This window comes from Paenilisteria rustica (assembly GCF_013820765.1).
Lineage (GTDB): Bacteria > Bacillota > Bacilli > Lactobacillales > Listeriaceae > Listeria_A > Listeria_A rustica.
In genome coordinates, this window is record NZ_JABJVM010000008.1 from 53,132 (window position 1) to 67,313 (window position 14,182).

Sequence of the window (14,182 nt, forward strand, 5' to 3'; positions counted from 1 at the left end):
CAAGAACGGTATTTTATTTTTTTCTAAAGGAAAGCCCTTTTTCTCGAAATAAGAAAAACTGTTCTAATAGCATCGCAAAAACACTGCCAACGATAAGTCCATTATTCAAAATAGCAATGACCGCAGCTGGTAACCCTTTTGTCGCAGAAGGAGATAGGAACATCACACCTACACCAATCATCATCGATATACCAATAACTAGATAGGCATTTTCTTCCCCAGCGGTTATTTTTTTAAGCTCCTTCAAAGCCATAACAACCATATTAGAGAAAATCACAAAGGTTACCGCATAGCCAACTGGTGCCGGCAACGCGCTCATAATGTTCATAATCGGTGGGAACAACGTAATCCCGATGACTAGTAAACACCCTATCAAAAATGGTTTAATCGATTTCTGACCCGTTTGTGTGACAAAACCAGCAGCTCCCGAAATAGGAACAGAACCAATTGCGGAAAACCCGCCACCTAGTAACTGATTGACACCTGAAATCAGTCCACCTCGTCTATATCTTTTCGGATCGCTCCGCTCATTACTCGCTACAATTCCCTCCATCAAACGTACAGAAGCAACTAAATTAGTTATTAAAAGTAGCGTTATAAAAATCGCTGTTGTGATCACGCCAGAATCAAATGTCGGTACTCCAAACGCAAACAGTTTTGGCAAATCAAACCAACCATGTGCTTCTCCAACACTCGGCGCTTTTCCAGCAATCAAAAATAATCCCCAACCCAGAACTAAACTGAAAATCACCGAATACTGCCGAATCCACATGACTTTTGAGCGTCCAAATGAAAAAGCAGCAATGACTACAATCAAGCTTAGAAACGCCATCCATGGATCCATAATTGGGTGATCCGCTGAAATTCCGAACATCCCTTTTATAAAGGAACCACTCAGTTGCAACACCAGTAACATCAAGTAAACAAACGTCACGGTCGGCGTAAATAATTTTGCTAATACACCGATAAATCCACTGGCAGCTAAGATAATAAAGAATACACCACTTACGAGTAATCCACCCGATAAAGCTTGCAATGCCTCGATATTCGACGTGTATAAAACACCAATAAATCCTGCATAAATTGTGAATACGCTCCACCATAATCCTGCAGGCCCCTCATGAATCGGTAAACGGTGCCCTAACAAACCTTGTAACAGCCCCGCTATACCTAAAACAAATATCGTACGTTGCATGAAGCCCGCCGTTTCGACAGCACTTAATTGGTATAAATCAGCAATCGCAATTGGCGCCACGATTGCAGCCGCTATCATAAAAATCATCCACTGTAGCGCGGCAATTCCCATTTTCATTCAAAAACCCACTCCTTTTTGTGTTATTTTCTAATTATTCAAAACAAAAGTAAAAGCTACCCAGTTTTCTATTTTACGCCAGTTATTAGAAAAAGTCCATGAAATAAATAAGTATCTACGGTATTCTGCATCTTTTTTTTATGCTATAATGGCGGAGATACATAGTTCGAAATAAAAGGAGTTTCTAAACAAATGGAAATGATAATTTTACTTTGTCTCATCGCTTATATTCTTGGCTCTATACCCTCAGGTTTGTGGATCGGGAAAATTTTCTATAAAAAGGACATTCGTGACTTCGGAAGTGGTAATCTTGGCGCGACCAACTCCTTCCGCGTCCTCGGTGTGAAACCGGGTATTGTCGTTACCCTGATGGACATTTTGAAAGGAACAGCTGCAACACTTCTACCGTTCTTTTTCCAGCTAGATGTCAACCATCATTTCTGGTTACTCACAGGTATTTTCGCCATTATCGGACACAGTTTTCCGGTTTTTGCGAAATTCAAAGGCGGGAAGGCGGTTGCCACGTCAGCAGGAGTCATTCTTGCCTATGCACCTTGGCTGTTCTTAGCCGCACTAGTCATCTTTATCCTATCTCTAAAAATCAGCAAATACGTATCACTCAGCTCCATGATAGCTGCTGCGAGCGCGCTGGTTATCTCGTTATTCTTCCAGGACTGGATTCTAGTTGGTATCATCGCCGCGATTGCAGCGTTCATTATTTACCGCCATATTCCAAACATAAAACGTATCAAAAAAGGCGAAGAACCAAAAATAAGCTGGATGTAATATCCAAAAAAGAAGTTGGCTACAGCCAACTTCTTTTTATTTACCCAATGGTAATCGTATATTCACTTGAAAAATCAGCACCCACCGCTAACTTTTCAATCCCTAACTTGTCCTTAAGCTCCACAGACTCACCTTTCGTGTCCGCAATACCAAACCATGGCTCAATACATAAAAATGGCGTACCCGGCTTTGGCGTCCAAATCCCAACGTATTTAAAGTCAGGAAATGCTACTTTCACAAAATGGCGATTTTTTCGCGAGCGAATCGTTACCTCATTTTTTGTCAAACCTTCAAAAATCAGTGCATCATTTCCGAACAACTCGTAATTCAGCGGTATTTTCTTCGCATCTGCTATTTTCTTCTTCTCTCCCGATAAATATGGTCCGGAAAGTGTCAGCGAATCTAGTTGCTCCTCAGCCCCAAATTCCAAATAATAATCCTCAAAAACTTCACCTTGTACAAACGGCACGTTAAAAGCAGGATGTGCGCCAATTGAAAAATACATCGTCTTATCATCCAAATTCATCACGTGATAGCCAACGTGAATCGTTCCCCCTTCAATCCGGTAAGAAATTTCCAAAGCAAAACGAAATGGATATATGGCAAGTGAATCCGCATCAGACTCCAATCGTAATGTAATCGACTGCTCTCCTTGCTCCGTCACATGAAATACGCGATCACGTGCAAAACCATGTTGCCCCAAATGAAACGGCTTACCATCCACCAAATACGTATCCTCTACTAAACGACCCACCGTAGGGAATAAAACAGGAGAATGTCTCGCCCAAAAAGCACCATCCGCATGCCATAAAAACTCTTTTTCCGAATTCTTATCAAATATACGTGTTAATTCTGCGCCATCCTCTTTTAATTCTACAAGTATGGCATCGTTCTCTAGTTTTAGCATTATTTATCACCATTCAAATGAAACCGCTCTAACTGATCCCATTCCCCTTCGTTTTTTAGTACCGTTCGCTGTATATCACCAAACAAATCATAATGAGGATAGGCTCCGTGCCGTCTGTCAATCCATTCTGGTTTAAAACCGTATGTTGCACCCCATGCTTCAAGTTTCGCTATATCCGCACAAGCAGCCTTTGTCACCGTTTTCGAATCAGGAAAACGATCATCTAACCAATAATGCGTCAAAAAGGCAATTTCGCCACTGTCCGCTCGTTTTTTCCATGCCTCTAGTTCCGCTCGTTTCACGCCAAAAGCCATTATCCTCACCTACCATTACGATTTCATTGCTTCTAAATAGGCCTCATGCCACGTTGGGAAAGTCCGCCTTGTGCTCACGGGTTTAAAATCAACTTTTCGAACCGCAATGTGCTCCGTCTCACCAGAAATATGTATGTCATTGCCGCCCTCTTGCCTGATTTCATATCCATAAACAACCCGAAAACCATCATATGATTTAATCCACGTCTTCACAACCGCTTTTTGCCCATACTTCATGGCTCGCTTATACGAAATATGCACATCTAAAACTGGCGAAATATAGCCTTCTTGCTCCATATCAAAATAACGCAACCCAATGCTCTCTAGAAAATCCGTACGACCAATCTCCATCCACACTAAGTAATTCGCATGATATACAATACCCATCTGATCTGTCTCCGCGTATCTGACAACAATTGTCGACTCATGATACTTCACTTAACTTCCCCTCCTTTCATCACATTATCCATTCTACCACGACAAAAAAACTTCCACAATTATAATAATCGCGGAAGTTTCTCAAATCTATTTTTTAATCAATGATTTTTTAATTTTTCTAATTCTACTAGGAATTTATCATTCAAGACACGGATAAATGTACCTTTCATTCCAAGCGAACGAGAATCAATAACGCCTGCACTCTCTAATTTACGAAGCGCGTTAACGATAACAGAACGAGTAATACCTACACGGTCAGCAATTTTAGAAGCAACAAGAAGGCCTTCTTTACCATTTAACTCATCAAAGATATGCTCAATCGCTTCTAACTCACTGTAAGAAAGCGAACTGATTGCCATTTGAACAACCGCACGGCTACGAGCTTCTTCTTCAATTTCTTCTGCTTTTTCATGTAAAATTTCCATTCCGACAACTGTTCCACCGTACTCTGCAAGCAACAAGTCGTCATCCGTGAAATCATTTTCTAAACGAGAAAGAATCAATGTACCAAGACGTTCCCCACCACCGACAATAGGAACAATCGTCGTTAAACCTTTGACAAAAAGATCACTATTCTCAATCGGGAAAGCTGTGTATTGGCTAGAAACCTCTAAGTTAGAAGATGTTTCATTCACATTGAAAAGACTATTTGTGTACTCTTCAGGAAATTGACGTTCCACTAACATTTGTTTCATGCGAGCATTTTCGATTGGTAAAACTTCTGAATAACCAAGTAGCTTCCCTTTACGGCTCACGACATACGTGTTTGCTTCGATAACATCCGCTAACGTATCTGCCATTTCTTTGAAGTTAACCGTTTTACCTGCTGCATTTTGTAACATGGCATTAATTTTTCTTGTTTTTGCTAATAAGTTCATTATTAGTCCTCCTAAAATTTTTATAAAATAAATTGCGTTAAATCTTTATCCATCATAATTGTGGCTAATTTGTCGTTCACATAACTTTCTGTTACCGTGACAGATTCTAGTGTAATCTCTGGCGCTTCAAAAAGCAAGTCTTCTAGTAATTTTTCTAGAATCGTATGCAATCTTCTGGCTCCAATGTTGTCCGTTTCTTGGTTGACGTGAAAGGCGATTTCAGCTAATCGCTCTACGGCTTCCTTCGTAAAAATAAGTTCAATATCTTCTGTCTTCAGTAATGCTTTATATTGTTTAATTAGCGCATTATCCGGCTCCGTTAAAATTTTCACGAAATCTTCTTGGGATAATTTATCTAACTCAATCCTAATTGGGAAACGTCCTTGTAACTCGGGAATAAGATCTGACGGTTTGGACATATGAAACGCTCCAGCCGCTATGAAAAGAATATATTCCGTATTGATTGTGCCGTACTTTGTTGCGATTTGCGATCCTTCTACAATTGGCAAAATATCTCGTTGCACACCCTCACGCGATACTTGCGCATTACCGCCACCTTGACCGCTTGCAATTTTGTCAATTTCATCGATGAAAATAATACCCATTTGTTCTGCGCGTAAAATCGCTTCTGCAGCAACCTCATCTTGATCAATTAACTTCGAGGCCTCATCTTCAAACAAGATTTTGCGTGCTTCTTTTACGGTTACTTTGCGTTTTTTCATTTTTGACGGAAATAGACCTGAAAAAGCGTCTTGCATACCGCTCATCTGATCCATTCCAGCACCACGGAACATGTCAGCCATTGGACTTTGTTGCTCTTTCACCTCAACTGTCACATAATCGTTATCAAGGTCGCCACTCTTTAACTGCCATTCGATTTGACTACGTTTTGAACGTACTGAGTCATCCTCAGGTTCGGCTTCTTCTTCCTGCTGATTTCCACCACCAAAAAGCATTTCCAGCGGATTTTGTGATGCCTGTTTTTGCTTCTTCTTACTTGGCGCAAGCAATTTCACAAGACGTTTCTCCGCATTCTCTTCCGCTTTCACACGAACAATTTGCATTTTTTCCTCTTTCACCAAACGAACAGAAACCTCCACAAGATCACGGACCATGGACTCTACATCACGCCCAACATACCCAACCTCTGTAAATTTCGTTGCTTCGACTTTGGAAAATGGTGCACGAACAATTTTAGCAATGCGTCGAGCAATTTCCGTTTTTCCGACACCTGTTGGCCCAATCATCAAAATATTTTTAGGAATAACTTCATCCCTGATTTCATCTGCCATCAATGAACGGCGGTAGCGATTCCGGAGTGCAACTGCGACTGACTTCTTAGCACCCGTTTGCCCAATGATGTACTGGTCTAATTTTTCTACGATTTGGCGTGGCGTTAAATTAATAGTTGACAAATCGAGTCCCTCCTTACAATTGTTCTACAATAATATTATCATTCGTGAACACGCAAATTTCCGATGCAATATCTAGCGCATTCCTAGCAATATCTTTCGCCTCTAGCCGATCACCGTCGAAACGCTTCATCGCTCGTCCAGCAGCCAACGCGTAATTACCGCCAGAACCAATCGCTAAAATACCATCATCGGGTTCAATAACTTCACCAGTCCCCGACACTAATAATAATTTTTCATCGTTCATGACGATTAACATCGCTTCTAGTTTACGCAAAACATTATCACTGCGCCATTGCTTAGCAAGTTCCACTGCTGCTCGCTCTAAGTTGCCATTATATTCATTCAACTTTCCTTCAAACTTTTCAAAGAGCGTAAAAGCGTCCGCAACAGAACCAGCAAACCCCGCAACCACTCTATCATGAAAAAGACGTCTTACTTTCTTAGCCGTGTGCTTCATCACGACCGAATTTCCTAATGTTACTTGTCCGTCTCCAGCCATAGCAGATTTGCCATTGTGACGAATTGCAAAAATCGTTGTCAATTTCCATACGCCTCCATTCCTTAAAAATCAAGCTCTTGGATGATGTTTCATATACGTTTCCTTCAAATGTTCCTTCGTGACATGTGTATAAATCTGGGTAGAAGAAAGACTTGCATGACCTAACAATTCCTGTACAGTTCGCATATCCGCACCATTATTCAGCAAATCGGTCGCAAATGTATGCCGCAACATATGAGGATGAATCTTCCTTGTTAGCGAAGCCTTCTCGATTACTTTGCTCAAACAATAACGAATACCTCTTGCTGTCAACGGATCACCGTGATGATTTATCAATAGCGATTGATGTTCCTTCGCGTGGTGTTCCATCAAAATAGCGCGACCACCTTTTGTATAATCATTCACAGCGTCTAGCGCAAAAGCACCAAATGGAACGTACCGCTCCTTGTTTCCTTTTCCCCTAATTAAAATGGCTTGATAGATTTGATCAATGTCAGGCAACAGAATTCCCGCGCACTCACTTACACGAATTCCAGTAGCATACAATAGTTCAAGCAAAGCTCGGTCTCGCAAAGTCAATGGGTCATTGTTTGCATAAACAACATCAAACAGTGCCTCCATTTCCTTTGAATAGAAAAATTTAGGTAATCGCAACTGTTTCTTGGCGTGCGAAACAAAGGCAAACGGATTCTCATTCATAACTTTTTCTCGTAGCAAAAAGGCATAGAAACTGCGCAAACTTGAAATTTTCCGAGCTACAGTTGTACGGGCAAATTCCTGTTTGCGTAAATACGTGAGATATAGCCTAACATCCATATACGTCACATCTGTAAAATGATTAATCGATTCCTCCACCATAAATACATGAAAATCACGAATATCATGAATATAATTGATATTAGTATGTTCTGAATAATTGCGCTCGGTGCTTAAATAATTACTAAACTCCTGCTCCCAATTTCGCCCAGTCATCACATTTATACACCTCTCAAACAAGTCCATCGTATCACACATGGTGTGATGTTGCAATAATTTTATACATTTTTCGCAACCTTTCGAATTGAACCGGGAAAGTGTAAATTAAAGGATAAAACGTACTCTAATGCGATTCAGTAAAATACATTCTTACCTAGTTTGTTTAGATTCTATCAGTAATATTTTCCCTTTAACATTAAAAAGAAGACAATGCGGCCTCTTTTTATAGAAGCCACATCCCCTTATTTTTTTATAAATTCGGAATAACTTCTTTTACTGCTTCAATCGCTCGGTTTGCATGTTGTTCATTTCTTTCTTGCTTGCCCCGAATTTTTGTAGGTAAGGCTGGGAATAAACCAAAATTTACATTCATCGGTTGAAATGTTTTCGTATTCGTGTTCGTAATATAATACGCCATACTTCCAATCGCCGTTTCTTGAGGGAATACAACCAACTCTTCGCCTAAAACAAGACGCGCTGCATTTATCCCAGCAGCCAATCCACTTGCCGCAGACTCAACATAACCCTCAACACCAGTCATTTGCCCTGCAAAAAACAGTTCAGGACGGGCTTTTAGCTGATAAGTTGGCAATAGGACTTTTGGCGAATTAATAAAAGTATTGCGGTGCATCACACCGTAGCGAACGATTTCTGCGTTCTCTAAACCAGGAATCATTTGGAATACGCGTTTTTGGTCGCCCCATTTCAGATGTGTTTGGAAGCCAACCATATTATACAATGTTCCTGCCGCATCATCTTGACGCAACTGCAAAACAGCATAAGGGCGCTTTCCTGTCTTAGGATCCTCTAAGCCAACTGGTTTCATCGGCCCAAATAACATCGTTTTAATGCCCCGCTTAGCCATCACTTCAATTGGCATACAACCTTCAAAGAAAATTTCTTTTTCGAACTCTTTTAGCTCTGCTGTTTCCGCCGTCACTAAAGCTTCATGAAACGCATTGAATTCTTCTTCTGTCATCGGACAATTGAGGTAAGCCGCTTCCCCTTTGTCATATCTAGATTTCAAATACACCTTGTCCATATCGATACTATCTTGCTCAATAATCGGAGCCGCTGCATCATAGAAGTACAGGTACTCTTCACCAGTAAGTTCTTTGATTTTCCCAGCCAAAGCCTCACTCGTCAGTGGACCTGTTGCAATAATGGTCGGACCATCTGGTATCTCCGTAATTTCTTCATGATATACTGTCACATTCGGATGTTCTTTCACCTTCTCCGTTACATAGCTTGAAAATTCATGACGATCCACAGCTAGAGCTCCACCCGCCGGAACAGAGGCTTGGTCAGCCGCTTCAATAATAATAGAATCTAGCAAGCGCATTTCCTCTTTAATAACGCCTACAGCATTAGTCATCGTATTGGCTCGTAACGAATTACTACACACTAATTCAGCAAATTTGTCGGTATGATGTGCCGGGGTTTGTTTGACAGGGCGCATTTCATATAAATCCACTTTAATTCCACGTTTTGCAAGTTGCCAAGCTGCCTCACTTCCAGCTAAACCTGCCCCAATTACATTTACTTTTTTCTCCATTTTTATCCTCCAATTCAGAACAATAGCAACGCGCGATTATCGCTTGTTGCTATTGTGTCTAGCTATTTTATAACTCATTCTATTGTTGCGGTTGTTCTTTATAATCACAATTTGTACATTGAATCTGCACACCTTTTTTGAGCTTCTTCTCAACAAGGGCTTTCTCATTACATTTCGGGCACGGACGCGCGATTGGTTTATCCCAAGAAACATAATCACATGCAGGATAGCGATCACAACCATAGAATATCCGTTTCTTCTTACTCTTACGTTCAATCACTTGCCCCTCATTACACTTAGGACAAATAACACCAATTTCTTTCACAATAGGTTTCGTATTGCGACAATCTGGGAATCGACTACAAGCTAAAAACTTGCCGTATTTCCCCATTTTAAAGACCATTGGAGCACCACAAAGATCACAATCAATCCCTGCTGGTTCATCCTTAATCTCAATTTTTTCCATTTCCTTATCTGCACGCTCTACATTTTTCTCGAAACCTTGGTAAAACTGGTCGATAACCTTTACCCACTGCATCTGACCATGTTCTACCTCATCCAATTCCGCTTCCATATTAGCCGTAAACTGTACATCTAATATTTCCGGGAAATAGTCACGAATAAGCTCATGCACGATTTCACCTAATTCTGTTGGCACAAATCGTTTATTATCTAACGATACATAGTTACGTCTTTGAATCGTATCAAGCGTAGGCGAATACGTAGACGGTCTACCGATCCCTACTTCTTCCAGCGTTTTAACGAGTCTGGCTTCCGTGAAACGTGGAGGTGGTTGCGTGAAATGTTGACGCTGTTCTAATGATTGCGACTCTACTTTGTCACCTTTTTTCAAGTCTGGTAAAATATTTTCTTTTTCTTCTTTATTGTCATCGTTACTTTCTACATAGACTTTCATAAACCCTGCAAATTTTATCTTAGAACCATTGGCACGGAACATCACGCCATTATTATCTAAATCTACTCGCATCGTATCCAAAACCGCTGGAGCCATTTGACTAGCTATGAAACGTTCCCAAATCAAGCGATATAAACGTAGCTGATCACGACCAAGGTACTCTTTAACATCTTGTGGCGAACGCATCGCACTAGTTGGCCGGATAGCTTCATGGGCATCCTGAGAACCTTTTGCTTTTTTATCAGTTCTTTTTTGCGTACGTCCAAATTCCTTGCCATATGTCTCCGTAATAAATGTGGATGCTTCTTGGATAGCCGTATCGGAAATACGCGTGGAATCAGTACGCATATACGTGATCAAACCAACCGTACCTTGGCGACCTAAAGCAATTCCTTCATATAATTGTTGCGCTAACATCATCGTTTTACGTGTTCTGAAATTAAGCTTACGCGCAGCCTCTTGTTGTAAAGATGATGTCGTAAATGGTGCTGCTGGATTACGCAGGCGTTCTTTTTTGACTACATCAATAACTTCAAACTGCTTTCCTTTAATTGTCGACATCACTTCTTTGACATCCTCAACAGTGGATAATTTCTTTTTCTTCCCGTCCATACCATAGAAATTGGCTTGGAATTCTTTTTTTCCTTTTTTGAAATTACCATCAATTGTCCAATATTCTTCTGGTATAAAGGCTTTAATTTCATTCTCTCGGTCAATAACTAATTTGAGAGCGACAGATTGAACACGACCAGCGCTCAGCCCTTTTTTTACTTTCTTCCATAGAATGGGGCTGATGTTATAGCCTACTAAACGGTCTAGAATACGGCGAGCTTGCTGCGCATCTACTAAATCCATATCAATCTTACGCGGATGTTTAAAGGATTCCTTTACTGCTTCTTTTGTTATTTCGTTAAAAACAACACGAAGATCATCTGTTTGGTCTAAACCAAGACTTGTCGCAAGGTGCCAAGCAATTGCTTCACCCTCGCGATCTGGATCGGCTGCAAGATAAACTTTTTTCGCTTTTTTTGCTGCTTGTTTTAACTCTTTTAAAATAGGACCTTTACCACGGATCGTTATATAGCGCGGTTCAAAGTTATTCTCTGTGTCCACACCCATTTGACTTTTCGGTAAATCCCGAAGATGTCCCATAGAGGCTTTTACTTTGTATTTCTTGCCAAGATATTTCTCAATTGTTTTTGCCTTTGCTGGTGATTCTACTATTACTAAATAATCGGCCATTGTTAATTCCTCCCTAATTTGGGATACGCATTTAAGACGGCGGAGCGCGTCAGTAACATTCTTCTGACATTCAGCTTCCGATTTTAAATAGTCTCCAACTCTAATTACAAAAATAAAACGTGTAATCAGTAGTAAATGTTATCCTTAGTTGTGCTATTTGTCAATTCATTTTTATCCCAGCTTATTTTTTTACAAACTTGGAATAATGATGATTCTTTAGCCAACTTATATCAAATACGTGAGAAATGCAAGCCTAATCACTTAAAATGTAGAATTTTATCCTTATTGACGCAATTCTTCCATTATATCAGAAGCTTCCATTACTAATTTCGCTCCTTCTTGAATTAATTTATTCGTACCAGCAGAGCTAAGTTGAAAGGCACTTCCAGGAACGGCGAAAACTTCACGATTTTGATTCAATGCTGCATCTGCTGTAATAAGAGAGCCGCTTCTTTTCTCCGCCTGTACAATTAATGTCCCTAACGATAGGCCGCTAATAATGCGATTTCTTTCTGGAAAATGCCATTTTCGCGCTGTAACATGTGGTGCATATTCGCTTAATACAAGCCCATCTTTCATTATCATTTCGAATAGGGGCTTATTTTCAAGCGGGTAGAATTGCAAGAATCCACTTCCGATTACCGCAATCGTTTTTCCACCAACTCGTATAGTCTCACGGTGTGCTTCTGCATCTATCCCCACCGCTAAGCCGCTTACAACAGTTAATGACTCCTTACATAGCGGTGCAACTAGATAATGGATTATTTGCTTTCCGTAATCCGTCATCTTTCTCGTACCGACAACAGCTAATTTCTCCCACGCTAATAATTCTATATTCCCCTTAGCAAATAAAAGCAACGGTGGATCATACAATTCGCGTAATAATACTGGGTAACATGCATCCTCAATTGATACAAGGGTAATCTGATAACGTTCCAATTCCAATAATACATTCGCTAAATGAAAACGAGAAAATTCATTTTTAAATCGCTCACGCTGTTCTTCTGACATCTCTAAGCTTGTTGCTATTTCTTCTGCAGACATTTTTCGTAACTGCCCTACTGGAAACTCACGCCATAACTTTCCTAGTTGTTTGACAGAAATCGATGAACAATACTTCATGTGCAATAGCCAGTTTTTCATGTGTTATTCTCTCCTTTACGTTTCCCCTATCTTATCCCCTCATCCCTACTTTGTAAATTGTGTCAAAAACAGCAAAAAAGCAGTTTCAAACAGCAAAATCATCTCAACTTCTACAAAAGATAATTTTTACCGTTGTTACTACTTTTTCAACTAACCTTTATAGGCTAAAAAAATATTTTTCACTGGAGCAAAAGTCAATCGATGAATAGGACAAACTCCCTGCTTTTCAAGGCCTTCCAGATGCACTTTCGTACCATAACCCATATTCTTTGCAAAACCATAACCTGGAAACTCTTCATCAAATGTTGCCATCATTCTATCACGAGTCACTTTTGCAACAATAGATGCCGCAGCGATTGACACACTTTTACTATCCCCTTTTATCAGAGACAACTCATGTTCACAATGTTTCAAAGGCATTGCGTCAATCAAACAAAAATCTGGTTCCATAGACAACGCATCAATCGCATCAGCCATTGCTAATTTTGTGGCTTCATAAATATTGACGTTATCGATTACTTCATGTGATTTAATACCTATCCCCACAGCCAGCGCTTTCTCCAAAATCGCGTCATATAATTGGTCGCGTTTCGCCTCATTTAGCTGTTTCGAATCATTGACACCAACGACATCAAAATCAGCTGGCAACACTACGGCTGCGGCAACGACCGGTCCAGCAAGCGGTCCGCGCCCAACCTCATCGATTCCAGCAATCACCTGAAAGCCCTTCGCTCTGGCTTCATTTTCATAGTATTTCATCGCCTCTAATTGAGCAAGAAGCGCCTCTTTTTTCGCTTGTTCACGCCGAAACGAAACGACTAATTTGGCAACGCCCTTACGCTCATCCAAAAGGCATTCTTGGAAAAAAGGATCCGTTTCAGAAGTCACCAACTGTAGTCGTTCTTTAATTATCGCTAGCTTCTCTGCCATTTTCATCGTCCTCCACTACCAAATCGCTTGGAAAATCAAAGGAAACTCGCCCCATTTTCTCTTGACGCATCTCTCTCACTAACAACTCAGCCGCCCGCGAATAGTCAGGATCACGATATCGATCATAAATACCTCGTCGTTCTGCTATCATCGCCAAAACTTCCGTTGTTTCCTCTGGTAAAGACTCGATTTGCAGCCATTGATGCAATTTCTCCGGATAATTTTCCTCTAAAAAACGCAACCCAAACCCAGCGATATCTTCCATATGTAGTAAATCATCTTTGATTGCACCCGTCAAAGCCAACTTATAACCAACCCGCTGATCTTCAAATTTCGGCCATAAAATCCCTGGAGTATCCAGTAATTCCAATGTTTTCCCAACCTTAATCCATTGTTGCGCTTTCGTGACACCCGGTTTATTCCCCGTTTTAGCAATATTTTTCTTCACAAGCCGATTAATCAATGTCGATTTCCCAACGTTTGGAATCCCCAAAATCATCGCCCGAATCGCTCTCGGTTTCATGCCACGACTACGCTGACGCTCAAATTTCTCCGCCATCAATGCTTCGGCCGCCCGCTCGATTTTGTGCATTCCTTTTCCTTCTTGTGCGTTCACAGCAACTGCCGGTAATCCACGCTCTGCGAAATGATCAATCCATTCCTGCGTCACTTTTTCATCAGCTGTATCTGCTTTATTTAAAATAATCACGCGTCTTTTCTGGTGAATAATCTCCTCTAGCATCGGATTAGAAGAAGAATAAGGAATTCTTGCGTCCACCAACTCAAAAATCACATCCACCAACTTCAATTTCTCTGTTACTTCACGACGGGCTTTTGCCATATGACCCGGAAACCATTGTATTGTCATAATA

At 40.7% G+C, this 14,182-nt stretch carries 14 protein-coding genes; 1 reads left to right on the forward strand and 13 read right to left on the reverse strand.

The window, feature by feature from the left end; all coding sequences use genetic code 11:
• Positions 1-13: 13 nt before the first annotated feature.
• Positions 14-1,312, reverse strand: a complete 1,299-nt coding sequence (locus tag HPK16_RS09095) for a purine/pyrimidine permease (protein ID WP_181676662.1) — start codon at positions 1,310-1,312, stop codon at positions 14-16.
• Between the two features lie 192 nt (positions 1,313-1,504).
• On the opposite strand from HPK16_RS09095, the gene plsY reads away from it, so the two are divergent.
• The gene (gene plsY, locus HPK16_RS09100; RefSeq protein ID WP_181676663.1) at positions 1,505-2,098 is read left to right on the forward strand and encodes a glycerol-3-phosphate 1-O-acyltransferase PlsY; all 594 of its coding nucleotides are present in this window, start codon (positions 1,505-1,507) and stop codon (positions 2,096-2,098) included.
• A gap of 40 nt (positions 2,099-2,138) precedes the next feature.
• On the opposite strand, the gene HPK16_RS09105 is transcribed toward plsY, so the two are convergent.
• The 12 genes from HPK16_RS09105 to ylqF form a co-directional block, all read right to left on the reverse strand.
• Positions 2,139-3,005 (reverse strand): aldose 1-epimerase family protein, encoded by an 867-nt coding sequence (locus HPK16_RS09105; RefSeq protein WP_181676664.1) that lies wholly within the window; start codon positions 3,003-3,005, stop codon positions 2,139-2,141.
• A complete protein-coding gene (locus HPK16_RS09110; protein ID WP_181676665.1) occupies positions 3,005-3,319 on the reverse strand; it encodes a hypothetical protein in 315 nt (104 codons plus the stop codon). The genes HPK16_RS09105 and HPK16_RS09110 overlap by 1 nt, the downstream gene beginning before the upstream one ends.
• A 15-nt stretch (positions 3,320-3,334) precedes the next feature.
• A complete protein-coding gene (locus HPK16_RS09115) occupies positions 3,335-3,757 on the reverse strand; it encodes a YbgC/FadM family acyl-CoA thioesterase (RefSeq protein WP_181676666.1) in 423 nt (140 codons plus the stop codon).
• Between the two features lie 98 nt (positions 3,758-3,855).
• Complete coding sequence (gene codY / locus HPK16_RS09120; RefSeq protein ID WP_036077117.1) at positions 3,856-4,635, reverse strand: GTP-sensing pleiotropic transcriptional regulator CodY; 780 nt, start codon at positions 4,633-4,635, stop codon at positions 3,856-3,858.
• Between the two features lie 20 nt (positions 4,636-4,655).
• A complete protein-coding gene (gene hslU, locus HPK16_RS09125; RefSeq protein ID WP_181676667.1) occupies positions 4,656-6,050 on the reverse strand; it encodes an ATP-dependent protease ATPase subunit HslU in 1,395 nt (464 codons plus the stop codon).
• Between the two features lie 13 nt (positions 6,051-6,063).
• Positions 6,064-6,591, reverse strand: coding sequence for an HslVU peptidase proteolytic subunit (gene hslV / locus HPK16_RS09130; RefSeq protein ID WP_036093845.1), 528 nt, complete (start codon positions 6,589-6,591; stop codon positions 6,064-6,066).
• A 27-nt stretch (positions 6,592-6,618) separates the two neighbouring features.
• Entirely contained in the window at positions 6,619-7,521 is a 903-nt protein-coding gene (gene xerC / locus HPK16_RS09135) for a tyrosine recombinase XerC (protein WP_246369370.1), read from the reverse strand.
• A gap of 253 nt (positions 7,522-7,774) precedes the next feature.
• The gene (gene trmFO, locus HPK16_RS09140) at positions 7,775-9,079 is read right to left on the reverse strand and encodes an FADH(2)-oxidizing methylenetetrahydrofolate--tRNA-(uracil(54)-C(5))-methyltransferase TrmFO (protein ID WP_181676669.1); all 1,305 of its coding nucleotides are present in this window, start codon (positions 9,077-9,079) and stop codon (positions 7,775-7,777) included.
• A gap of 79 nt (positions 9,080-9,158) precedes the next feature.
• Positions 9,159-11,237, reverse strand: a complete 2,079-nt coding sequence (gene topA / locus HPK16_RS09145) for a type I DNA topoisomerase (RefSeq protein ID WP_181676670.1) — start codon at positions 11,235-11,237, stop codon at positions 9,159-9,161.
• Between the two features lie 282 nt (positions 11,238-11,519).
• The gene (gene dprA / locus HPK16_RS09150; protein WP_181676671.1) at positions 11,520-12,380 is read right to left on the reverse strand and encodes a DNA-processing protein DprA; all 861 of its coding nucleotides are present in this window, start codon (positions 12,378-12,380) and stop codon (positions 11,520-11,522) included.
• 150 nt (positions 12,381-12,530) lie between these two features.
• Positions 12,531-13,310: a ribonuclease HII gene (locus HPK16_RS09155; RefSeq protein WP_181676672.1), complete on the reverse strand. Its 780-nt coding sequence runs from the start codon at positions 13,308-13,310 to the stop codon at positions 12,531-12,533.
• Entirely contained in the window at positions 13,285-14,178 is an 894-nt protein-coding gene (ylqF, locus tag HPK16_RS09160) for a ribosome biogenesis GTPase YlqF (protein ID WP_181676673.1), read from the reverse strand. The genes HPK16_RS09155 and ylqF overlap by 26 nt, the downstream gene beginning before the upstream one ends.
• Positions 14,179-14,182: the final 4 nt, after the last annotated feature.

Coding starts and splice junctions, on each gene's coding strand:
- HPK16_RS09095 (WP_181676662.1), bottom strand. CDS start 1,312: ATGAAAATGGGAATTGCCGCGCTACAGTGGATGATTTTTATGATAGCG.
- plsY (WP_181676663.1), top strand. CDS start 1,505: ATGGAAATGATAATTTTACTTTGTCTCATCGCTTATATTCTTGGCTCT.
- HPK16_RS09105 (WP_181676664.1), bottom strand. CDS start 3,005: ATGCTAAAACTAGAGAACGATGCCATACTTGTAGAATTAAAAGAGGAT.
- HPK16_RS09110 (WP_181676665.1), bottom strand. CDS start 3,319: ATGGCTTTTGGCGTGAAACGAGCGGAACTAGAGGCATGGAAAAAACGA.
- codY (WP_036077117.1), bottom strand. CDS start 4,635: ATGAACTTATTAGCAAAAACAAGAAAAATTAATGCCATGTTACAAAAT.
- xerC (WP_246369370.1), bottom strand. CDS start 7,521: ATGACTGGGCGAAATTGGGAGCAGGAGTTTAGTAATTATTTAAGCACC.
- trmFO (WP_181676669.1), bottom strand. CDS start 9,079: ATGGAGAAAAAAGTAAATGTAATTGGGGCAGGTTTAGCTGGAAGTGAG.
- topA (WP_181676670.1), bottom strand. CDS start 11,237: ATGGCCGATTATTTAGTAATAGTAGAATCACCAGCAAAGGCAAAAACA.
- dprA (WP_181676671.1), bottom strand. CDS start 12,380: ATGAAAAACTGGCTATTGCACATGAAGTATTGTTCATCGATTTCTGTC.
- HPK16_RS09155 (WP_181676672.1), bottom strand. CDS start 13,310: ATGGCAGAGAAGCTAGCGATAATTAAAGAACGACTACAGTTGGTGACT.
- ylqF (WP_181676673.1), bottom strand. CDS start 14,178: ATGACAATACAATGGTTTCCGGGTCATATGGCAAAAGCCCGTCGTGAA.